The sequence below is a fragment of the Niallia sp. FSL W8-0177 genome, from assembly GCF_038006285.1.
GTDB classification, from domain to species: Bacteria; Bacillota; Bacilli; order Bacillales; family Cytobacillaceae; genus Niallia; species Niallia circulans_A.
On the sequence record NZ_JBBOUX010000001.1, the window covers coordinates 3611257 to 3633374 of the forward strand.

Sequence of the window (22118 nt, forward strand, 5' to 3'; positions counted from 1 at the left end):
ACTCCATTCATCTGTTTATCCCAGCTCTACTAATCTACTTAAACCGCCTTCGCCGAATCGATGCTCGAATTGGGAGCTACTAATCCAATCACCATTTTTGTATACATACCGCGCGGGAGATAGATTCGCAAAAAGATCATATATATTTGTAGCATCGAATAACACAAACTCAGCTACCCCTCCTTCTTTCATTCCATGGGCCTTTTTCCCAAAAATAGCAGCCGGAGTTTGAGTTATCATATTTAAAACAGCTATCAACTCCTCTTCACTCGCCAAATGTGCTGTATAGGCAGTGAGCAATCCTATTTGCAATAAATCAAATCGACCAAAAGGATGAAAGGGATCACTCACATTATCGGAGGCTGTCGCTAATCCGACCTTTTTCTGTAGCATTTCACGCACTCTCGTTATTCCTCTTCGAACGATTCCCTTATCTCCTCTGCCTTGCAAATACATATTGGCACCAGGCAAAGTGACAGCGTAGATATGTTGAAGAGCCATTTCTTCTATAATGCGATCGGACTTTTCCTCTGTCATAGCAGACAGAGAGCATAAATGCCCCGTCGTTACTCTTCCTTGAAAATCCCATTTCTTCGTATTATCAATAATTCTTTCAATTGTACAAACTTCCGGATTATCCTGTTCATCCACATGCAGATCAACGAACTTATCATATTTAGCGGCTAGTTCAAACAGCTGATCGATATCTTTTGTTGCGTTCGGTGACAAATGTGGTGCTCCGCCAATGCCATCTATCCCATAGGAAATCGCTTCTTTCAATACATCTCGTTCTCTTTCCGACTTCACCGATAGGTCTGAGAACATCGGAACAACTTGTATAGACACATACGACTTTAATAAATCTCTTGCTTCCAGTACTGCTTGCAGATGGCTTAATGCCAACTCATTCGATATATTCCATTCAAAGTTAACATGTGTACGTATATGTGTGGTGCCATGCGAAAGTGCTTGAAGCGCGCCTTTCATCACTCGCTGTTTTATTTCTTCTTTGGAAAAAGACGCCGCTTTTCCGCTATAATTTCTAATTGCCTCGATTAGCGTGCCCGACTTATTCGGCACCGTTTCTAAAGAGAATGCTTTATCAAGATGGGTATGGATATCAATAAAAGAGGGAAGAAGAATTCTCCCCCCCATATCTATTATTGGTTGATGATCTTCCTTACTGCTCCAAATGTCTTTAAATACGGAAAAATTCCCATTCCGCTTTTGGGTTTGTGGTTCTACTTTTGTATACATGCCGTTTTGAATCACAATGGTATAAAGCTTTTCTATATTCAGCAATGGCAAAGAAACATTGATCAATTGAATATCCTTCATCTTATTCACCTAAATATTTATTCGTAAATATTTTTGAAACATCTTCTTTCTTTTTAATAATGCCCAGATCCAGCAGCTCATCTTGGAGCATTGTCCAGCGCTCATCAGACATATAACCAAATCCACGCTCTTTTGCATCCCCGCCAAAAATCAATTCTTCTTCCGCTTTCGCTCCATAATCCATTAATTCCATGGATAAATCAGGATTTTTCTCCTTTAAGAAAGGATTAATCTCGTCTGAATGGTCGCGGTAATATTCCCAGCCTTTTGTCGTCGCCTTCATAAAGGATTGAACCAATTCAGGATTATCTTTAATTACATCTTCTGTCGTGAAAATAACATTGGCATATGTTTCAAACCCAGAGTCATGAATGAATAAGTAGTCTGTTTTTACTCCATCCTGCTCTAAAACATAAGGCTCCGAAGTAACATACCCTTGTGTGACGGCATTAGGGTCATCAATAAATGTTGACAATGATCCGGTATAAGCCATATCCTTCACTTCTAAGTCATTTGCCTTCTTAATATACTCCCAATAGCCACTGCCTGGTGCTGTGTATACTGTTTTACCATCTAAATCTTTGAAATCCTTTAATGCACCTTCATGCCCTATTAATACTTGAGGACTTTTTTGAAAAATTGCGCCAATTGCTACTAAAGGTATTCCTTTATCTCTGGCGATTAGAACATCCTCTGCTTGCGTATAACCAAATTGGGCTTTGCCAGAAGCGACTATTTGTGTAGACGAAATTTGCGGACCGCCTGGCTCAATCGTCATATCAAGTCCTTCTTCTTTATAGAAATCCTGTTTTAAGGCGGCATAGTTCCCACCATGCTCCGGCTGAGCAAACCAATTTGTAACTAATTTAGCTTTCATTAATTCTCCATCCTTAGAGCTTCCGTCTGATTCCTTCGCATCTCCACAGGCCGTAAGCAGCAACATAGACATGGCAGTGATGAACACACCAATTTTTTTGGATGATTTTATTTTCCTCATTCACTAATTTCCCCCTTTACGATTATCTAGTAAAAAATCACATACCTATTAATTGTCTCGTTTCATTTCTGATTCATGCCAGGATCCTAAAACCCATTTTGACAATAGATTGACCAACAGGAAAAAGACAATCCCTAAAATACTCGCAGAAATTCCACAGGCAAATAAGTAGGCTGTTTCCATGCGACTAGAGGCAACGGTAATCGCATAGCCTAACCCACCGTCTCCACCGCCAATACCCGCAATATACTCTCCGACAATTGCACCAACCACAGCAAGGGTACAGGAGATTTTCAGCCCAGCCATAATATAAGGGAGGGCAAAAGGAATGCGGACCTTCCACATAATTTTCCATTTAGACGCTTGGTACAAGGTTAGTAGATTAATCATTCCTCGATCTGTTGCATTTAAACCCACTAAGGTATTAGACAGCATTGGAAAAAATCCAATCGTAAAGGCAATAATGACAATCGCATTTGTTCCAGATCCGAACCAGATAACAATAATCGGGGCAATCGCGACAATCGGAATCGTCTGGAGAAGAATGGCGTAAGGGTACAAGCTTCTTTCCAGCATTTTCGAACTAGCCATTAATATTGCTGCAATGACTCCCCCAATCACACTAAAAATAAATCCAATGATAGAAGCAGTAATCGTTTTAGTCACTGCATTTCGCAAGTTCTCCCAGTTCTCTAGTGAAGCTTGAAGAATATCTGTTGGTTTCGGCAATAGATAGGGTGGTATTTGAAATAGCACGGTACCGTATTGCCAAAGGAGCATAAACAATACAAATACAATCAAAGGGGGAATCCAAACGCTAAACGCTTTCGTCCATTTTTTATCCGTTTTTATTCCTATTATCTGCACTTCGGTAACCTTTTGTGATGCTTGTTCCATAATATCCCTCCTTTTAAATAATCTCTGATTCTTGTTTCACCGGAATCTTACCTGGATTTAGTAAATCGAAAGGATCATTTTCTCGTTTCTTCATTAAGATCTTTTCCATTTTCAGATTATAACCGCCAAATCCAAGTAAGTACGTATGGGGATCATTAATTTCCACTTCTATCGTTCGGCAGAAATCAATAATTTCATATAATCTTTCTTTTGACTGATAGAGTATGACTGGTAAGGAGGCAGGAGTAATTTTTCCTTTTATCTTGATATACTCAAAGTGAAATTGAATCTCCTCTCCAAATTCCGCCCTCAATGTATCCATCTGTTCAAAAATACGATCCACTTTAAATCTGGCTTGAAGGTATGTCATATTCTCACCATGCTTATGAGCCCAAAGTGTTGCATGATTCCATGTAAAATCAGATACCTTTAAACCTTTATGATAGTTGTTAGCAGGTATCATTAAATCCGTGCTTCCTTTATATTTATCTACTAAGCTTTGTAACGCATCCAAACAGGACTCCTCTATTTCTAGCATCGTAATAGATTTCCCCTCATGAAGAACATCTTTTAGCGAATGAAAGTGAGAAGGAATCGGCCATTCACACACAGATACGAGACGTTTTATTATCTCTTCCTTATGGGCTAACTCATCCCCAAATTTCACCGCCTCTTTAAAGGTCGGGAAGGAAATGATGTGCTGGGTCCACTCTTGCTTCTCCTCCACTGGTAAAATAGCTTCTAACACAATCCCGGTTGTCCCGTAATTATGTATATAGTCCTCTATTTCCTCTCCTACTACCTCAAAGACTCTCGGCTCGCCTTCAAAAGTCATCACCGTCACACTTAGAATATTGCCATCCCATAAATTGCCCCACCGAATGGAACCAATTCCACCTGAACCTCCGCATAAGAAACCGCCTACTGTCGCAGTCATAAAAGTGCTTGGATAAATCCTTAGTTCTTTTCCTTGTTTTCGTAAGTTTTTTTCTAATGTGCCAAGACGCATTCCCGCCTGTACTTTGACAGTATCGTCTTTTAATTCTAGTAATTTATCCATTTTCGTTAAATCGAGCACAATCCCGCCTTTTAAGGGAATGGCCTGCCCATAGTTACCTGTTCCAGCTCCTCTAATCGTTACAGGTACTTTATTTTCGACTGCAAAAGTTACCAACCCTCGTATCTCTTCTATCGATGTCGGTTTTACTACACAATCAGCTACTTTATCCTTTAATTCTTCGAATAGTACGGGCGAATACCAGTAATAATCCTTAGACAATCGTTCTCTTAAGTTATCACTTACAATGACCTTCTCTTCTCCCACTAACTCTATTAATTTATCTAACCACATAAAAATCACCACCTATTAAAATTGTAAATAATGAGAAACCTTTGCTGCTATATCACTAAAATGATGGGAAGTTCTTAATTCAGCATTTCTCGGAAAGGGTAAGTCCACTTCGACTGTATTTTCAATTTTTCCTGGACTAGGGGTCATTACGGCAATTTTCGTTGATAAATACACAGCCTCAAATACATTATGGGTAATGAATAGAACGGTCATTTTTTCCTTTCCCCATATTTTTAACAACTCTGTTTGCAAGTTTTGTCTCGTAATTTCATCTAAAGCGCCAAAGGGCTCATCCATTAATAGTAGTTTTGGTTTCGCCACAAGCGCCCTGGCAATCGATACCCTCATTTTCATACCGCCAGATAATTCCCTTGGCAAAGCTTTGCGGAAATCCTTTAATCCTACTAATTCCAACACTTTTTCTGCCATTTCCTCTTTTCGCTTTTTAGGGATTTGCTGGAATTCGAGTGGAAGCAAAATATTGTCCATTACATTTCTCCAAGGTAATAAGGTAGCATCTTGAAAAACGAAGGATACATCTGTGCTCTGTTTTTGAGCTTGACGAGGGCTCTTCCCTAGAATCGTTAGTTCTCCATCTGTATGTTCAATCAACCCGGAAATCATCTTAAAAATCGTTGATTTTCCACAGCCTGATGGACCAACAAAGGATACAAACTCTCCCTGTTCAATATCGAGACTGACATTTTGAACGGCTGTTTTCCCATTTGGATAAATCTTATTAACATTTTGGAGATGAACAATCTTTTCATTTAAAGGATGCAGCTTTTGTCCTTCCATCACATTGGTATTTTGCATACAGAACCTCCTCCTGAGTTTTCGAATTATATTGTACTTTTAACTGTACGAAGATCGAAACGAATCATTTCCTTAATAGCACCGGCAAAGCTTTCACTAACTAATTGAAGAATCTGTTCCCCTTTTTCAATGGTCGCACTAGCAGCATCTCCCGCAATTCCCGTTTCCGATATATCCTTCATCACCCACGCAAAGTAACTGTTTCCTTTCAAATATAAATGCTGTGTATCTTTAGGTAAGTGGACAAACTCTGTTGGACTAAGTTCCATGTCCACCCATGCTTCTTTTAACGCTAACACCATGGACGTCTCGACCTCGCCTCCATGAATCCCATACTTTTGTTCCTTATCAGAAATAAGGGAATGTATGACCGAATAATCAGGGTTTAGTCGAAAGACATTCATCCCTGTTTCAATCCGTACTTCTCTTGCCATCATATTTAGAAGATCATGATTCCCTCCATGCGTATTGAACAGAAGTAATTTTTTAAATCCACTTTCTCGTATACTTTTCGCAATATCACGAATGACAGCCTGTAAAGTATCTGCCGATAATGTTATCGTTCCTGACATCCCTAAATGCTCTGTACTCTTTCCATATGGTAAGAAAGGTAAAATCCAAACATCCTCATCTGGGATTAAATTTAATGCTTCCACTAATAGCCCTTCGCCTATTAATGTATCTGTATAAACAGGCAAATGTGGTCCATGTTGTTCTACTGCACCGATCGGCAAAATAACAAGAGCATTTTCCTTATCTAATTCCTTGATTTCTTTGGATGTCAATCTAGGTAAAAACCTTTTTTCAAATGCATGACCGCTATATCTTCTATGTAACATTTTTTCCCATCCCCTTTAAGAAAACTACAATTTCCCCTTACACTTATCCAAAAATTAACTTTTTATGCCACGCCATCACAGCTGATGTTATATTTACTAACATAAACATAATATTTATATTAGTGGTTACTTTGCAAATAAACATTAGCAGTTTTGTGGATATTTTCATAATATTTTGTATACTTTGAACAAATTTGAATATTGGGATAATTTATAGATGAAGGAGATGCTTTTCATTCGATATCTTCCTTCTGTTTTAGAAATTTATCATCAGTTGGCGCAAAAGGTAAAGTTGCGAGGATAGAGGACTAGGAAAAAATAGCAATAAGCAATAATAGAAGAAGTAAGTATCCGCCGGTAGAACCGGCGGTTTTAATTTCGCCCTATAAGGGCACTTTACCAACGAAGCCCCTAAAGGGACCTCTAAATTGACCGCCAACCGTTTACTCTCCCTACTTATCTTTAAATGGATCGACGTATTCTCGTTTGCTCATATTATCTCGCAAACGGTCCTCTGCTTCTTGCTCTCGTATATACTTTGCAATTGTTTTTTCGTTTAATCCAACCGTACTTACGTAATATCCTTTCGCCCAAAACGTTCGATTTCCATGATTATATTTTAAATTTGCATGTCTATCATGGATCATCAATGAACTTTTACCTTTTAAATATCCCATGAAATACGAAACAGACATTTTCGGTGGTATTTTTACCAGCATGTGTATATGATCTGGCATGGCATGTGCTTCCATTATTTCTACATCTTTCATTTCACATAGTTTTCTCAATATAGCACCTATATCTTTTCTTAATTTCCCATATACTACTTTCCTTCTGTATTTGGGAATAAATACGATATGATACTTACAATTCCATCTTGTATGTGATAAACTATTGTCGCTCGACATGAGCAGAACTCCTCTCGTTATTTGAAGTTGGTTTGACGGCCATCTTCTATTATAACGATTGGAGTTTTTTTCTAATACGACTCTACAAGTTTTATTTTCACACAGGCAGAGCCTGTGGTTTAAAAAGAGTAATTAAAAAAGGAAGCAGGGGAACTATCCCCCTGCTCCTTAAGAGATGTTAATTATTTTGTCATTATCTGTTCGTTCTGGTACCCGTTCGACTTTCCCTACTAGGAATATATAGGACAGGGCGCCTACTAATGCGATGCAGGCAATGAATGTAAGAGCTGGTGCAAAGCTGCCTCCTTTTACTAAGAAGCCAATGACAATTGGAATAATAATAGAGGCTGTTCCCCCAATGAAATTAAAGACGCCGCCGGCAATACCGATTAGTCGTTTTGGTGCTAATAGAGAAACGAATACCCATGTGATCGAGGCGAAACCGTTACCAAAAAAGGCAATAGACATGAACAATACAATTAAGCTTGGACTATTCACATAGTTGGCTCCGATAATGGAGGTAGATAAGATTAAGCCTGCGATTATTGGTGTTTTTCTTGCTTTATTGCTAGACACTCCTTTTTTCACAAGGAAGTCGGAAAGGAAACCTGCGGAAAGGACCCCGATAAATGCGGCAATAAAGGGCAAGGATGCTAAAAATCCGGTCTTAATAAAGGATAAGCCGCGATACTCGACTAAATAGGTAGGGAACCAAGTTAAGAAAAACCATAGGGTGGAGCTAACTGCAAATTGGCCAATATAGATTCCCCAAAGCTTTCTGCTTGTTAAGACCGTTGCGAAATCTTTCTTTCCGATTTTCGGTTTGTCCACTTTATCAGCAGCTGCATCAACAAAGCCGTCTCCAGCTTGAATGTAATCAAGTTCGGCCTTGTTCACTTTTTTACTTTTGCTTGGATCGCGATAAAGAATGAACCAAAGAACGGCCCACACAAGTCCAATAATACCAGTAACAATAAACAGGCCTCTCCATCCAAACGTTTGTTGGAAGAAAATAAGAGTCGGTGTTAGGAATGCTAGTCCAATAAATTGACCTGAGGTGTAAATGGAAATTGCTCTTGCACGTTCATTTTCCGGAAACCAGCTAGCTGCAACCTTACTATTTGTCGGGAAAGCTGGTGCTTCAAAAACTCCTAAACCTACTCGTAATATAAACAACCCTAGGAAACCGCTTGCAAATCCTTGAAGTAAAGTCATAAGGGAGAATCCTGCAATCCCAATTGCATGAGTATTACGGTTCCCTAGTTTATCCAACACCCAGCCACCTGGAATTTGAAGCAAGCAATACGTCCAACCAAAAGCTGAAAAAATAAGACCCATTGTCACAGAACTTAATCCTAGCTCTTCCGTAATAAAGGGAGCTGCAATAGATATGTTACTTCGATCCATATAGTTAATAATAACCGTTATAAATAACATGAATACAACACTATAGCGAACCTTTGTTGCTTTGTTCTTCATACCTTAGTCCTCCTATCGTCCTCTTTCACTATCAATCCTTTTCTTTCTACGGCAGGGAGTTTCTCCCTGCCGTACAACCAGCATCCTTACCACTCTGCCACGCTTCCATCACGATGACGCCATACTGGGTTTTGCCATTGATGACCTGTTTTCGCCATTTCACGAACAACATCCTCATCAACCTCAATCCCTAGTCCAGGTCCTTGCGGAATTTTCACATAACCATCTTCGTAAGAAAAGACTGTTGGATCCTTTAAGTAATCAAGTAAATCACTGCCTTGGTTATAATGAATACCTAGACTCTGTTCTTGAATGACAGCATTATGTGCTGTTGCATCTACTTGTAAACAAGCCGCTAATGCAATCGGCCCTAATGGACAGTGTGGTGCTGCTGCTACATCATAAGCTTCAGCCATACTGATAATTTTTTTGCATTCCGTGATTCCACCTGCATGGGATAAATCTGGCTGGATAATATCAACATATCCATCCCTTAATAAGGATTTGAAATCCCATCTTGAAAACATACGTTCGCCTGTTGCGATAGGGATAGCCGTTAATGACGCAATTTCTCTTAATGCTTCATTATTTTCTGGTAATACTGGTTCTTCAATAAACATTGGATTAAATTCTTCTAATGCTTTAGCTAGCACTTTTGCCATTGGCTTATGCACACGCCCGTGAAAGTCAATTCCAATCCCGATATTTTTGCCAACGGCTGCACGAATAGCTGCAACGTTTTCAAGTACTTTATTCACCTTTTCATAGGAATCTATGTATTGCATTTCTTCCGATGCATTCATCTTTATCGCTTGAAACCCTTTATCGACACACTCTTTTGCCGCTCTTGCCGTATCACTTGGGCGGTCTCCGCCAATCCATGAATAAACCTTGATAGAGTCACGGCATGCTCCGCCTAATAATTGATAGACTGGGGCATCATAGTATTTTCCTTTTATATCCCAAAGTGCTTGATCAATTCCAGCGATAGCACTCATAAGAATCGGACCGCCTCTATAAAAGCCTCCTCTATACATGACATTCCAGTGATCTTCAATTCTTAATGGATCTTTCCCAATTAGATACGTCATTAGTTCTTCTACAGCCCCTGTGACTGTAGCAGCTTTCCCTTCAATTACTGGTTCTCCCCATCCAACAATTCCTTCATCTGTTTCGATTTTCAAGAATAACCAACGTGGTTGTACGGTGAATAATTCATAGCCTGTTATTTTCATAGAAAAAACACTCCTTATAATGAATAATTTTGTGCTAACAACGTAAATTTATTTGACTTTTCAGTTAATTCTTGTAAATATTGTTCCGTTATTTCCTTTTTTGTGTCTACTAACGAACTACCAATTCCCAATCCTGCAGCCCCGGCTTCTAAGTATTCCTTCACATTTGTTAAATCCACTCCGCCAGTTGGTAACAATGGTATTTGCGGCAATGGCCCATGAATATCCTTGATAAACTTCGGACCTACAGCAGTGGCTGGAAAAACTTTTATAATATCCCCTCCAGACTCGTACGCTTCCAAAATTTCAGTTGGGGTGAAAGCAGCAGGAATGCTAACTGCACCATATCTTTTGGTCATCCGGATGGTTTCCTCTTTATAAGTCGGGGATAAAATAAATTGAGCACCAGCTAACAGAGCACTTCGCGCAGACTCTGCATCTAACACCGTACCAGCACCTACCGCCATTCTGTCTCCAAATTCGTCGACTGCCCTTTCAATGGCTGTTAGCGCTTTCGGCGAATTCATCGTAATTTCGACTACTCTTATTCCCCCTTCATATAAGGACTTAACAATTTTCAATGTATCCTCTGGGTCAGCCCCACGTATGATGGCAATTAATTTATGATCGAAAATTTTCTGAAGTGTACTCATCTTATTACCGCTTCCCTTCTATTATCTATTCACTTCATCGGTTAAGTCGGATTGAAAAAATTGATTTAATTCCCTTTTGCTAGGAAGTCCTTCTATATCTCCATTAGTAGAACAAACCATAGCTCCGATGGCACAGCCTCTTTTTACTGCTTCACTGATGGTTAATTTATCAAGCAGCCCAGACAGGACGCCTGCAGCAAATCCATCTCCTGCACCTACTGGATCAATTACTGTTTTTACTGGATAACTATCAATATATCCTTTGCTATCAGTAGTAGAGTAATAGGCACCCTTCTCTCCAAGTTTAATAATTACTATTTCCACTCCCATCTCGTGGAAGGATTGAACTGCTCTCCCATATTCCTTCGTGCCAAATAAAAATTCACATTCACTTATACCTGGCAAGACAATATCGGATTTCGCCGCTATCTCCAGAATGACTTCTCTTGCTTCCTTATCATCCCAAAGCTTTCTGCGTATATTGGGGTCAAAGACTATTTTTAATCCGTTGTCTTTTGCAATTTCAATCGACTCAAACACAACTTTTCTACAAGATAGACTAAGGGCAGGTGTAATTCCAGATAGATACAAGTATTTCGCATTGGCTATATAGTCTCTATCTAAATCAGCTGGTTCTAGCCTGCTTGCAGCTGAGTCTTTGCGATAGTAATAAATATTGACAGCATCCTGATTCAAGATTTCTTTAAAGAGAATTCCTGTTGGTGCTTTTTCATCGGTCACTACCTTGCTAACGTCTACTCCTTCTCCTCGAACTGTATTTAAAATCATCTCGCCAAATTCATCTCGGCCAAGCCGGCTAATCCAGCCAGCCTGATGGCCTAGTTTTGCTAAACCAATCAAGGTATTGGTCTCAGCACCGGCAATCCTTGAAGTATACTGATTTGCATAACGGATTTTACCGAGTGTGTTAGGTGTAAATAAAACCATCGTCTCACCGATGCTAATAACATCCATCTCTTCGCCTCGTTTCTTATAAAGTGAAACTTCCATCAGTTTGGGGCTACATCCCACTGATAGTTAATTGAACATTCAGAACTTCACGAATAGTTGATTACAACAAATTCCCCCCGAATTCTCACAACCTTAAGGTTGAGTCTTACTGTCCGTTAAGTGTGGGATAAAATATACCCCATGCTTTCCGATATTTTCTTCGCTGTCCAAAGAACTCTTTCTACTACTTCTTCTTTTTGTTTAAGCATTCTTTCCCTTGGGCCTGCTACACTTATTGCTGCTTCCAGTTTGCGTCCTGGTCCAAATACAGGTGCCGCTACACAATACAATCCATCTTCTCCTTCTTCATCATCAATCGTATATCCAATCATCGAATACTGATAAAGCTCTTTTTCTAATTCCGCTCTGTCTGTCACCGTTTTCTCTGTAATCGGAACAAGTTCAATCTGGTCTAAAATCCGCTTTCTCTCTTCTTCTGACATATTAGCTAAAAAGGTCTTCCCCAACCCCGTGCTATACAATGGTTTACGATAGCCAGTTTGGGCAGTTGTACGGATGGAGCGATTGCTGTTTATTTTTTGGACATAAACTAATTCATTTTCAGCAAGCGTTGCCATAAATACAGTCTCTTGAACATTTTCCATTAATTTTTGCAAATATGGCTTAGCTTGGATAGATATATCCATATTTTCCATAGCAAGCGTACCAATGTGAACTAATTTTGCTCCTAATTTAAATCGCTTCAATACATCTATACTTAAATAGTTCTGTTCCAAAAGCGTTGCCACGAGATTAGATGTACTACTTTGCGGGAATGAAAGTTTCTCACTAATTTCTTTAATTGATAACCCATCCGGATAATGGGCAAGTAGTTCAAAAATTCGCAGAACCCTTTCGGCAGATTTAACTGACATCCAATCCTCTCCTTCTTTCATATCACATATGTGATGTAAAATCATATATGTGATTAATTCCGATACATAATATCACCCCTTATTTGCAGTGTCAATATGTTTCATGGAATCGCTAACAAAAAAATAATCACTAAAATAAATCCTTTGAAAGCAATTTTAAATCTATAACACCTCACCAATAAAATAGTTTGTTTCAGAAAAAAGAAGCTTCAGAGAGTTGGATTAACTCACTAAAAGCTTCTTGCGTTATATTATTGTTCCTTGTTTTTATAAATTTACTTAAACCAAGACGTGGAACCCTTTTTTTCAATTATCCATTTTTTTATTTAAACGATTTTCGTAAATTTTTCCAAAAAAAAGATAGGGATATGTTATAAAGATACAATTGACCTACAAAGAAAAAAGAACCGTGAAAATGGTTCTTTTTTCTTGCCCTCACCTGCTTGGCGTGGATACCAATATCAAACCGAAAGATCAATTGATTTCCCTAGTGTGGGATGGGGGGCTTCTAGCATTTTTAGTAATTGATCATTATTCTGTTCAGCGGTATCCATTGCCTTTTTTGTTAAAGCTATGCCGACATTTTGCGATAAGCTTGCTTGCTTCATTCCTATTGATAATGCAGCAATATCCATTTTTTTCACCACCTCTTCTTGTTATCGGTTGCCAGACATAACTGTAAACAAATTTTTACCAATCTATTACTTAGATCTTGGTAATACCTTAATTGCTTATAACAAAAATCCCCTTTTGCGGTATGTTTCTCTATCTTTATTTCTATTTATCTCCAATCTTCTTGCCATTAATTAAACGGCCGAACCGTCCCTCTGAATTTATTAAGTTGTCTTAGGCTCTAATTTCATTATTGCGCCAAAATATTGGGAGGCGGTAGTAAAGGTGATAAACGCAATAAGCTCACTGATTTCCGCTTCTGAAAGATACTCTTTCACTATATTGAATTGGGCATCTGAAATATCCCCTTTTTGCTTCAAAAAGGCTTCTGCAAACCCTACTGCAATCGACGTCTTTTCATCGAACAAGTGAGGTTCAGGTTTTCCCTTTGCCTTGCAATATTCACACCCATTGCTTTGTGCTAAGGTTCTTCTTACTTGTTCTTTTAGATAGGATGATAGATTCAAATCTTTTTCTAACACATCTCCTAATTGATTCCATCCATTTAAGACATCTAGATTATATCCTAAGAGTCTTTGAAAAGGTGTTTCACCGTTTTTTGATTCATTAATTCTTGCCATCCTTACTACCTCCTTGTAGAATTAATTTTACTGGAGATTACGAAAGGTTCCCATTAAAAATGATACATTTTTTATAGATACACTTTACAAACTTAATAAATATGGAGGTTTTTTATTAAAAATGAAAATAGATTCAATTGATAAGAAAATAATCGATGAATTAAACCAAAATAGTCGATTATCGATGAGTGAACTTGGAAGAAGAATTAATTTATCTTCTCCGTCTGTAACCGAACGCGTAAGGCAAATGGAGTCATTTGGAATAATCAAAAGGTATACTTTAGAAGTGGATTACAGTAAACTTGGACTTCCTATTCAATGTATTATTGAAGCAACCGTCAAAAATGGTGATTATAATTCTTTTAAAAGGTATATTGAGGAGCAGCCAAATGTAGAGTTTTGTTACAGAATTGCTGGAAATGCCTGCTATATGCTAAAAATGCAATTCGATACATTTGCCAAAGCAGAACAATTTATCGAAGATGTAAATCCTTTTGCTCACACTGTAACACATTTTATTTTTTCAAAGGTGGATACAAATTTAAAGATTGATTCAGACTGATTTTATTTAGATTTTGTTTAAGGAGATATGCCCCCTTAAAATGGATAAAAGTGTTTATTTTATATGGAGCGGTAAGAACGCACTTGTTATTGAGGAGATTTGTCCGTTATTCCCGCACGATTAGAAAAAGGAAGGTTCCCCTCATATGGTGACCTTCCCTCTTCTTATTTATTAGTATTTCTAATCAATAGTTAAATTTCTTCCGTTATAAACATTAGCTTTAGGAAACGCTTCTAACAAAATCACTACTACCATCTAGCTAATGTCAGCTGCACCAACTTAGAAAACGCTTAATTTTTATTCTGGACAATATTGATTAAACAGCCGTAATGACAACTTGCTTTTCACTTACTGTCCTTTCCTTTATCGTATCGATTTGTTTATAATCTGCACTGTTTGTAATAATAACAGGAGTAATCAGATTGTATCCTTCTTCTCTCATTTTTTCCATATCAAATTCTAATAACAAGTCACCAGCACTCACTTTATCTCCTTGTTTTACATGTGCTGTGAAGTATTTACCTTCTAGCTGGACTGTATCCATTCCAATATGAATTAAGATTTCTGCCCCATTGTCAGATGTAATTCCGATGGCATGCTTTGTTTTGAAAAGAGTCGTAACAATACCGTTTACTGGAGATACAGCCCGCCCTGCTGAAGGGATATTGCCAACGGAGGACAGAGCCTGTTTTTTTACTCTTAATATATTTCATGGACGCTTTTTATAAAAAATTTGGTCATTTTCTGTTTGTGTTGTTAAACAATCGCGCCATTAATGGAGTAAAATACTCACCTACACTTGGTCCATCATATAGAGTATTGTGTCTCTTATTTTTTCTGAGGATCCTTTTTCTAATAACGTCATATATGCCTCATAGCTGTCACTCGCATAGTAGCCTTCTGGTACTATATATCCTATATAGTCGTTAGTGTTACCAGCTATGAATACTGATACTCCATTGTAGTTATTAGTTATTTCTGTTCCAGTTTCATTAAATATTTCTCCAGGTATTGATACAAATAAGATCTCACCCAACTTTAATACTTGTATTTCGGTAGAAATGGTTAACGAATTTTCTAACGCTCCTGATTTCTTGATTAATGCAGAAACACCTTCAATCTCTGATTCTATCTTTCTTAAATAAGCACAGTTGTTTCCAGCTGTTACTCTTTGGATTTTATGTTTTTGTTTAAGTTCGTGCAATTTATGCTGCAGTTGCGCAGAATCTTCTATGTTGCGAAAGCCCAATTCTACTTTCTCTATTTTAGAAGTTATGGTATCAATCTTGATTTGTTTTTTGTGAGTTAATAATTCCAGTACCGCTGCTGATAATACTGTTCCTACCCTTCTTACTTCATAAAAACTTGCCTCTTTTCTTGTAAAACGGGTACTAATATCACCTGACGGACCATTTATAAATAATGCAATTTCTACATTATTTTCATTTTCTAAATTAGAGCTAGTTACTCCAGGGAAATCAGCACTAATTAGAAGGTTGTCTCTATTCATTATCGTTGGATGGCATGCAAAGTGATACACTATAACCTTTTTGTTCGTATTGCAATATTCAAATTCTATTACTTTTAAAATTGAGGAATATTCTATTTCAGATGATATCCTATTAGCAGCAATGCCGCTCGCTTCCCCCTCACAAATACTAACTTTACATTCTTCTAAATTTTCCAATGCTAGTTTAACAGCCTCAACAATTTTTTTATGTTGTTCATTTACCAGTATTCTATCGTATGGCATCCATAAATCAGGAAATGCTCTCCAGATGGGAGATGTTTCATGAATAGTCCCCCCTGGACCAGAATGAGTATGCGTAGCGTGAAGAAAGATACATTCTTTTGAAACATTCGTTTGGTCTGAAATTTTTTTACGAAGTTCGACTGTATAGTTTTGATCTATACAAATCAAATCTAAGCTAACTAGAATTATAAAAGTCTGTTGAGATCTGATTGCAACAATTCGTGCATAAATTGGATCATGAATTCCCTTAGATTGTCTTGTAGCCATATAACCTGCTAAAAGCTTACTTTCAGTAGGTGTGATATCAACTTTAGCTGATCCACAATAAATATTCATTTGATCACCTTATTCATTATAAAATACCAATCTATTTACCCAATACACAAAAAATAATCATTCCCATTAAAATTTTGATTGCACTAAAACCTTTCTTAATTAATAGGAAACTAATAACTCTAATAGCTAGGGGAAGTAAGCTAGATAAAATCCAATCAAAGATTTCCTGGAACTTTATTTCTGCACCTCCCACTTTTAGTACATAAGGAGTGGCTAATTGTACAAGTTGCGGGATTAAACCACCAATGACTACAATCCCTAACATCGTTGCCATTGCAATATATCTTTGAACACATATAATTGTAAAAATTGAAAAGCACTGCATATAGACAGTATTATTACCATCTGAGCTCCTTGTAAGATTTTAACTGGATCCTAGCTTTTTGAATGGCAGTTATTGTTAAGGGATCAGTTAATATATCTAATTCCTTTATTCTTTGTATGTTATAAGAACTGTGATTTAAAAGTTGTTGATCAACAAAACCAGGATGACACATCATTTCTAAAGGGGTCACACTTGCACGCTCAAAAATATCCAATAAAGTTTCATAAGAAGCATTATCATCATGGAATTTAGAACAAAACTCTAGAGTGTTTATCGCTGGATCTTCCTTATTTAATTGACGTATTGGCAGCCGGTACTCTTCAGCCAACACTTTTACAATCGAAGAAACTGGCTCTGTGCCGTGTAAATTATGATGAGTATCTATGTGAGTAGGATTCAATCCAAGAGTGTAAAAATCGTTAATTTGCGCCCTAAGTTCTTTTTCTATCTCCATTACATTTGCCTTGTTTAAAACTTCTTTCTTGCTATGGAAATATCCCTTTTGATTGACTAGTGATGGAACATTTTGATGAATAGGTTTACCTGCCGTTAGGTTGAGGTGAACTCCAACACCCAAAGAAGGATATTTTTTTGCTAGGCTCGAGGCATGTTTCGCTGCCGGCATGTTCACCATAAGCGTTGTTGATGTAACAATTCCACTAACATGTGCATCAATAATTCCGTAATTTACTCCTTTTGAAAGACCAAAGTCATCAGCATTTACTATTAAATATGGCATGATGAGTTTCTCTCCGCACTAGAAGGGAAATTTTTGGCTAAATGCCATGCTCCCCATAAACCGCTCTGTCCGCTAAGTGCAGCCAATTTAAGATCCATATGACCCCTGTGAATTTTGAACAAGCGTTGATTCATTTCACTTTCTATTAATGGAATTAATAGTTTTGACTGATTATTCATAATTCCGCCTCCTAAAATTATCGCGTCAGGGTTGAAAATCTGTATTATATTTGCCAAACCAATTCCTAAATATCGGCAAGTTTGTTGGATGATAGAAAAACAGGCTTGATCTCCTAACCTAACGGCCTCAAAAACCATTTCAGCAGTAACCGAATTCTTACCAGCAAGTTCTAATAGTACTTGAGATTGCTCTTGAATCAATAATTGCTCCCCTTTTTTTGCAATAGATGTTCCAGAAGCCAAAGCTTCTAGATAACCAAAATTCCCACAGGAGCATGGTGGTCCGTCTGGTGATACCGTCATATGACCTATTTCGCCCGCAAGATCTTGTTTTCCATAATATAGTTTTTCATCTATAATGATTGCACCTCCAATACCTGTACTGACTGTCAAATATATTTGATTCTTATAGCCTTTTCCTGCTCCATAAATCGCTTCTGCAATACCAGCAGCGTTAGCATCATCATCTATGATTATTGGAATATCATTGAGCCTTTTTCTTAGTTCTTCCACAATCTTAAAATTGGACCACTTTAAATTTCCCGTGAAATGAATAACTCCATTTTGTCGATTTAACGGCCCCGGAACACTTATACCGACCGAGATTAACCTTCCATATTTATGGTCCGTTTCAGCTATTAATGAATCGAATTCTTTCATAAGAATATCTATCAGCATTTGTGGTGATTCTATAGTTTTAGACATCAACTGACGTGTGCCAATAATTTTTTCATTAGTGGCTATTCCAATTAGAGTTTTAGTTCCTCCAATATCCACTAATCCATACAAACCACTCATTTTATCACCTTTTCTACATTTTTTCTGAACCATCTGAACTAATAATTTTGCTAACATCCTGCAAGGTTTTGCGTTTTTCTTTTTTAGGACTAATCCTAAAATGAAACCAACTAAGATATAGACCAAAACTAGTATCAATACCAAATTATATGGCCAGGCCGGAAACGGAAAAATGGAGCCATAGATCGGCAATAACATAACGAGAGCACCAATTATTTAGTGTTTATACCAATCCCAAATTGGTATAAACCAATTTATATAAATTTTATATTTGCCCAATATTTTTGTCAAATTAATTTTAAAAAAAATACGAATCCCTTATTTTGGATTCGTAGTCATAGTCTAGCTATAAATTTCAGTATTTATTTCATATCTGTCTCCCCTATATACTGAATGAGCAACCTCGAAAATTTCGTTATTTTGATCAAAGGTTATCTGTTTAAAATGAAAGACGGGTACAGAATAGTTTATTTCAAGTAATTCTGACTCCTGAGGAGTAGGCATTCTTACCTCGATTTTTTGTTGAGCCTTTGTAATCTTTATACTGTATTCATCCTCTAAGATTCGATATAGCGATTCGTTCTCGAAGTTTCTACTTTCAAGATTATTAAACTTTTCAATCGGCAGTATTATTGTTTCAATTGCTAAAGGATACAAATCTGCCAATCTTAAACGCTTCAGCATAAGAATCTTTCCCTCAGATTTTAAATCAGCAATCATGTTTGCAGGAGGTTCTACAATTATTCTTTTCTCTAGAACCTTGGATCCGGGCAACAGTCCTCGCGCGCTCATGTCTTCACTGAAGCTCTTTAAACGCCTGCCTTGTGGAATTTTAGATTCAGCTACATATGTCCCGCTGCCGTGTCGTCTTATGAGAATATATTCATTGACCAATTCTGAAATAGCTTGCCTCACCGTCATGCGACTCATTTCGAATAATTCTGCAAGTTCTCTTTCAGGTGGTAACACATCACCCGGTTTCAACTCCCCTCTTTCAATTTTTTGTATAATTTCCTTTTTCAGTTGTTTATATAAAGGGATTTTTTTATTGTTCATGTTTCACATTCCTTTTTTTTAAGATTATTCTATTGACATTATAACCATATTTTTATAATAATTAAAGAGAATTGGTATATATCAATTTATAAAGGAGGTATAAATTCGAATTATGGTGTAAATCTTTATGGATGGATATGATTCATTAGATTTTAAAAAATTAAAGGACGTAATGCATTACTTTTTAGGGTTTAATTAAATTTTGACTAAATAAACATACGGAGTGATTGATGTGAAAACAGCTATTATATTGGCTGCAGGTAAAGGAAAAAAAATGTGGCCATATAATGATTATTGGCCTAAGGCAGCATTACCAGTAGCTAACCAAGGAAATATCGTTCATCTCGTAAACCATCTTAAGAGCTTGTCTTTTGACCGGATTATTATTGTGACTAGTTATCTAGGACGCAGAATTAAATCTCTTGTTTGCGATTTTGAAGGAGTTGAAACTATTGAACTCTCGGTAACTGAGGGGACTGCAGATAGTTTAGAAAAAGTAGTGTCCCTCGTTAACGACGAACATTTGTTGATCATGTATGGAGATATCTTTATTACTCTAGAGAGATTAACTAGTTTTGTTGATGCCTATCAAAAAGAACTTAATACTGTAGATACACTCATTTTATCTAAACCTATAACAAATGAATTTGCACCTGATTGGTTTGGAATTTCCAAAGGGACCGGAAACAGCGTTCAGAATATTTATGGTCACCCTCGTCCTCATTATGTACAAGAGCGACTCATAGGCGTCTTTGCTCTAAGTACAAAAGCGCTGAAGAGAATGTTGCACCATAACCCAGGTTTCATGAAAAATGTACCGACAGGAGTTATGCCACAACACGAGATGGAATTTGAGCAAAGTCTACAATGGTTAGTAGAAGAAGGATATACGGTTTCATCCTATCCTGTCACAGATGGAGTAATTGATATAGATAAGCCTTGGCACCTAATGCAAGCTAATCAGCTGGCGCTATCGGTTATGACAAATAAACTTCAACATAATGATATTCCTGAGACTTGTAATATCCATCCGACAGCTGATATTCAAGGATGTATAAAGCTTGGAGAACATGTGGAAATAGGAAAATATGTAACGATAAAAGGAAATGCGATTATTGGAGATCATACAAAAATTGAAAATGGTGTAACTATAGAAGGAAACGTAGTAATAGGTTCTCATTGTCGCATAGAAAACTTTTGCAGGATAGGTCCTGATAGCGTCATTGGGAGTAAAAATCGCATTGGACATTGTGCAGAATTTAGCGGTATTACCTTTGATAACGTCAGTTTTATACATTTTGGTGAAGTATTCGGAATCATAGGTGAATCAACAGATATCGCTGCTGGAGTCACAGTAGGTATTACTCGTTTCGATGATCTGCCTCAAACTCAAAAGGTGAATGGTAGAAGAGAAATTCCTGAGAAATTTGGAAATGCTGTTTATTTTGGCGACTTTACTCGGACCGGTATTTTGAGTCTATATATGCCGGGAACTAAAGTAGGAAGTAATTGCGTTATCGGATCAGGTGTTGCAGTGGAGAAAGATATACCATCTAAGACGTTATTGTATGCCCAACAAACTCTAATTGAAAAAGGATGGGACACTCATCGTTATGGATGGTAAAGCTTAAAAGCTATCATAGTAATAAATTCAAAAATAAAAACTTTTAATGGAGGAAGAACAATGGGATCATTATTTGCGGATTATAGTAAATTCTTTAACAATATTTTAATGGAAGTTCAAGAAACACAAGAAGAAGCCATTATAGAAGGTGCTAACCTCATCTCACAAGCTGTTAAGTCGGGTGGAAGATTTTATGTATTCGGTTCTGGGCACTCTCATATGATTGCCGAAGAGATTTATAATCGTGCAGGTGGACTTGCCTTAGTCACAGCTATTTTACCTCCAGAGTTAATGTTGCATGAACGCCCAAATAAAAGCACCTATCTTGAAAGAATCGAAGGACTTGCGAAGTCGTACTTAAATTTACATGAAGTATCAGACAAAGATGTAATTATGATTGTATCAAACTCAGGAAGAAATACTGTACCCGTTGAAATGGCTATAGAGGCAAGGAAAAAGGGAGCAAAGGTCATTGCTATGACGAGCATTAAACATTCTCAAAGTGTAACTTCAAGACACCAGAGCGGAAAAAAACTTTATGAACTTGCTGATGTAGTACTCGATAATGGCGCTGTTATCGGTGATGCTGGTTTCCGGATCTCAAACTCTGACATTTATTCTGGAGCTACTTCAGATGCCGTTGGATGCTTCCTTGCTCAAGCTCTCATCGTTGAATCTCTACAGCTTTTAATAGAAGCTGGTATTACCCCTCCAGTATTTAAGAGTTCAAATGTAGATGGGGCTGATCAATTTAATGATGAGATATTTTCAAATTATGTGAAATGGTAAGTAATCCATAATTTGTGTTTCCTTATTACGCTTTTAAAAATAAACCAAGAAAAGGAAGAGAGTGCCAAAAGTCTGACTTTTGAGCACTCTCTCTTATTACTTTTCCCTCTCATTACAGCAAACCAAAAATCCCAAAGCTTGAAGTCTTTTGAATCCTTTCTGAAAAGATTGAAACCAGCTTCCGATATATCTTTATAGTCATTATTCTCAATCAAATTTAAAGCCTCTTCAATAATAAAAAGTACAACTTCTAAACTTTTCTGAACTTGTTTGTAGTTCCCCACTTACAGGTATACCTAATCACC

At 37.3% G+C, this 22118-nt stretch carries 23 protein-coding genes; 3 read left to right on the top strand and 20 right to left on the bottom strand.

What is annotated here, in order from left to right:
• Positions 1 to 15: 15 nt before the first annotated feature.
• The 14 genes from NST77_RS17600 to NST77_RS17665 form a co-directional block, all read right to left on the bottom strand.
• The gene (locus tag NST77_RS17600) at positions 16 to 1338 is read right to left on the bottom strand and encodes an amidohydrolase family protein (protein ID WP_341123759.1); all 1323 of its coding nucleotides are present in this window, start codon (positions 1336 to 1338) and stop codon (positions 16 to 18) included.
• A gap of 1 nt (position 1339) precedes the next feature.
• The gene (locus NST77_RS17605) at positions 1340 to 2335 is read right to left on the bottom strand and encodes an ABC transporter substrate-binding protein (RefSeq protein ID WP_341123317.1); all 996 of its coding nucleotides are present in this window, start codon (positions 2333 to 2335) and stop codon (positions 1340 to 1342) included.
• 48 nt (positions 2336 to 2383) lie between these two features.
• Positions 2384 to 3232, bottom strand: coding sequence for an ABC transporter permease (locus NST77_RS17610; protein WP_123260435.1), 849 nt, complete (start codon positions 3230 to 3232; stop codon positions 2384 to 2386).
• A 13-nt stretch (positions 3233 to 3245) separates the two neighbouring features.
• Positions 3246 to 4583 (bottom strand): FAD-binding oxidoreductase, encoded by a 1338-nt coding sequence (locus NST77_RS17615; RefSeq protein WP_095329658.1) that lies wholly within the window; start codon positions 4581 to 4583, stop codon positions 3246 to 3248.
• Positions 4584 to 4598: 15 nt separating this feature from the next.
• On the bottom strand, positions 4599 to 5399 hold the full coding sequence (locus NST77_RS17620; RefSeq protein WP_095329657.1) for an ABC transporter ATP-binding protein: 801 nt from the start codon (positions 5397 to 5399) through the stop codon (positions 4599 to 4601).
• A 26-nt stretch (positions 5400 to 5425) separates the two neighbouring features.
• Positions 5426 to 6238, bottom strand: a complete 813-nt coding sequence (locus NST77_RS17625) for a creatininase family protein (RefSeq protein ID WP_341123318.1) — start codon at positions 6236 to 6238, stop codon at positions 5426 to 5428.
• A gap of 452 nt (positions 6239 to 6690) precedes the next feature.
• Entirely contained in the window at positions 6691 to 7146 is a 456-nt protein-coding gene (gene tnpA, locus NST77_RS17630; protein WP_095330205.1) for an IS200/IS605 family transposase, read from the bottom strand.
• Positions 7147 to 7314: 168 nt separating this feature from the next.
• Positions 7315 to 8625 (bottom strand): MFS transporter, encoded by a 1311-nt coding sequence (locus tag NST77_RS17635; RefSeq protein ID WP_341123319.1) that lies wholly within the window; start codon positions 8623 to 8625, stop codon positions 7315 to 7317.
• A gap of 86 nt (positions 8626 to 8711) precedes the next feature.
• The gene (gene dgoD / locus NST77_RS17640) at positions 8712 to 9860 is read right to left on the bottom strand and encodes a galactonate dehydratase (RefSeq protein ID WP_341123320.1); all 1149 of its coding nucleotides are present in this window, start codon (positions 9858 to 9860) and stop codon (positions 8712 to 8714) included.
• 14 nt (positions 9861 to 9874) lie between these two features.
• The gene (locus tag NST77_RS17645) at positions 9875 to 10513 is read right to left on the bottom strand and encodes a bifunctional 4-hydroxy-2-oxoglutarate aldolase/2-dehydro-3-deoxy-phosphogluconate aldolase (RefSeq protein WP_047941994.1); all 639 of its coding nucleotides are present in this window, start codon (positions 10511 to 10513) and stop codon (positions 9875 to 9877) included.
• Positions 10514 to 10534: 21 nt separating this feature from the next.
• Positions 10535 to 11488 (bottom strand): sugar kinase, encoded by a 954-nt coding sequence (locus NST77_RS17650; RefSeq protein ID WP_341123760.1) that lies wholly within the window; start codon positions 11486 to 11488, stop codon positions 10535 to 10537.
• 152 nt (positions 11489 to 11640) lie between these two features.
• Positions 11641 to 12399, bottom strand: a complete 759-nt coding sequence (locus tag NST77_RS17655) for an IclR family transcriptional regulator (protein ID WP_123260429.1) — start codon at positions 12397 to 12399, stop codon at positions 11641 to 11643.
• 461 nt (positions 12400 to 12860) lie between these two features.
• Positions 12861 to 13034 (bottom strand): YjfB family protein, encoded by a 174-nt coding sequence (locus tag NST77_RS17660; RefSeq protein WP_082138312.1) that lies wholly within the window; start codon positions 13032 to 13034, stop codon positions 12861 to 12863.
• 201 nt (positions 13035 to 13235) lie between these two features.
• A complete protein-coding gene (locus NST77_RS17665) occupies positions 13236 to 13652 on the bottom strand; it encodes a carboxymuconolactone decarboxylase family protein (RefSeq protein ID WP_341123321.1) in 417 nt (138 codons plus the stop codon).
• A 121-nt stretch (positions 13653 to 13773) separates the two neighbouring features.
• On the opposite strand from NST77_RS17665, the gene NST77_RS17670 reads away from it, so the two are divergent.
• Positions 13774 to 14214: an Lrp/AsnC family transcriptional regulator gene (locus tag NST77_RS17670; RefSeq protein ID WP_123258378.1), complete on the top strand. Its 441-nt coding sequence runs from the start codon at positions 13774 to 13776 to the stop codon at positions 14212 to 14214.
• Positions 14215 to 14530: 316 nt separating this feature from the next.
• Here the strand turns inward: NST77_RS17670 and NST77_RS17675 are convergent, their stop codons facing one another.
• From NST77_RS17675 to NST77_RS17700, 6 genes are all read right to left on the bottom strand, one after another.
• Positions 14531 to 14920 (bottom strand): PTS sugar transporter subunit IIA, encoded by a 390-nt coding sequence (locus tag NST77_RS17675; RefSeq protein ID WP_445668919.1) that lies wholly within the window; start codon positions 14918 to 14920, stop codon positions 14531 to 14533.
• 87 nt (positions 14921 to 15007) lie between these two features.
• Positions 15008 to 16303 carry a neutral/alkaline non-lysosomal ceramidase N-terminal domain-containing protein gene (locus NST77_RS17680; RefSeq protein ID WP_341123323.1) on the bottom strand — a complete coding sequence of 432 codons (1296 nt, stop codon included), beginning with the start codon at positions 16301 to 16303 and terminating at the stop codon, positions 15008 to 15010.
• Positions 16304 to 16334: 31 nt separating this feature from the next.
• Positions 16335 to 16628: a PTS system mannose/fructose/sorbose family transporter subunit IID gene (locus tag NST77_RS17685; RefSeq protein WP_341123324.1), complete on the bottom strand. Its 294-nt coding sequence runs from the start codon at positions 16626 to 16628 to the stop codon at positions 16335 to 16337.
• Positions 16629 to 16641: 13 nt separating this feature from the next.
• Positions 16642 to 17367: a chitin disaccharide deacetylase gene (gene chbG, locus NST77_RS17690; protein WP_341123325.1), complete on the bottom strand. Its 726-nt coding sequence runs from the start codon at positions 17365 to 17367 to the stop codon at positions 16642 to 16644.
• Positions 17355 to 18401 (bottom strand): ROK family protein, encoded by a 1047-nt coding sequence (locus NST77_RS17695; RefSeq protein WP_341123326.1) that lies wholly within the window; start codon positions 18399 to 18401, stop codon positions 17355 to 17357. The genes chbG and NST77_RS17695 overlap by 13 nt, the downstream gene beginning before the upstream one ends.
• A 285-nt stretch (positions 18402 to 18686) precedes the next feature.
• Positions 18687 to 19400 (bottom strand): GntR family transcriptional regulator, encoded by a 714-nt coding sequence (locus tag NST77_RS17700; RefSeq protein WP_163188000.1) that lies wholly within the window; start codon positions 19398 to 19400, stop codon positions 18687 to 18689.
• A 232-nt stretch (positions 19401 to 19632) separates the two neighbouring features.
• Between NST77_RS17700 and NST77_RS17705 the strand changes: the two genes are divergently transcribed.
• A complete protein-coding gene (locus NST77_RS17705; protein ID WP_095334367.1) occupies positions 19633 to 21024 on the top strand; it encodes a sugar phosphate nucleotidyltransferase in 1392 nt (463 codons plus the stop codon).
• A gap of 60 nt (positions 21025 to 21084) precedes the next feature.
• Complete coding sequence (locus NST77_RS17710) at positions 21085 to 21813, top strand: SIS domain-containing protein (RefSeq protein WP_047941982.1); 729 nt, start codon at positions 21085 to 21087, stop codon at positions 21811 to 21813.
• The last annotated feature ends 305 nt before the right edge of the window (positions 21814 to 22118 follow it).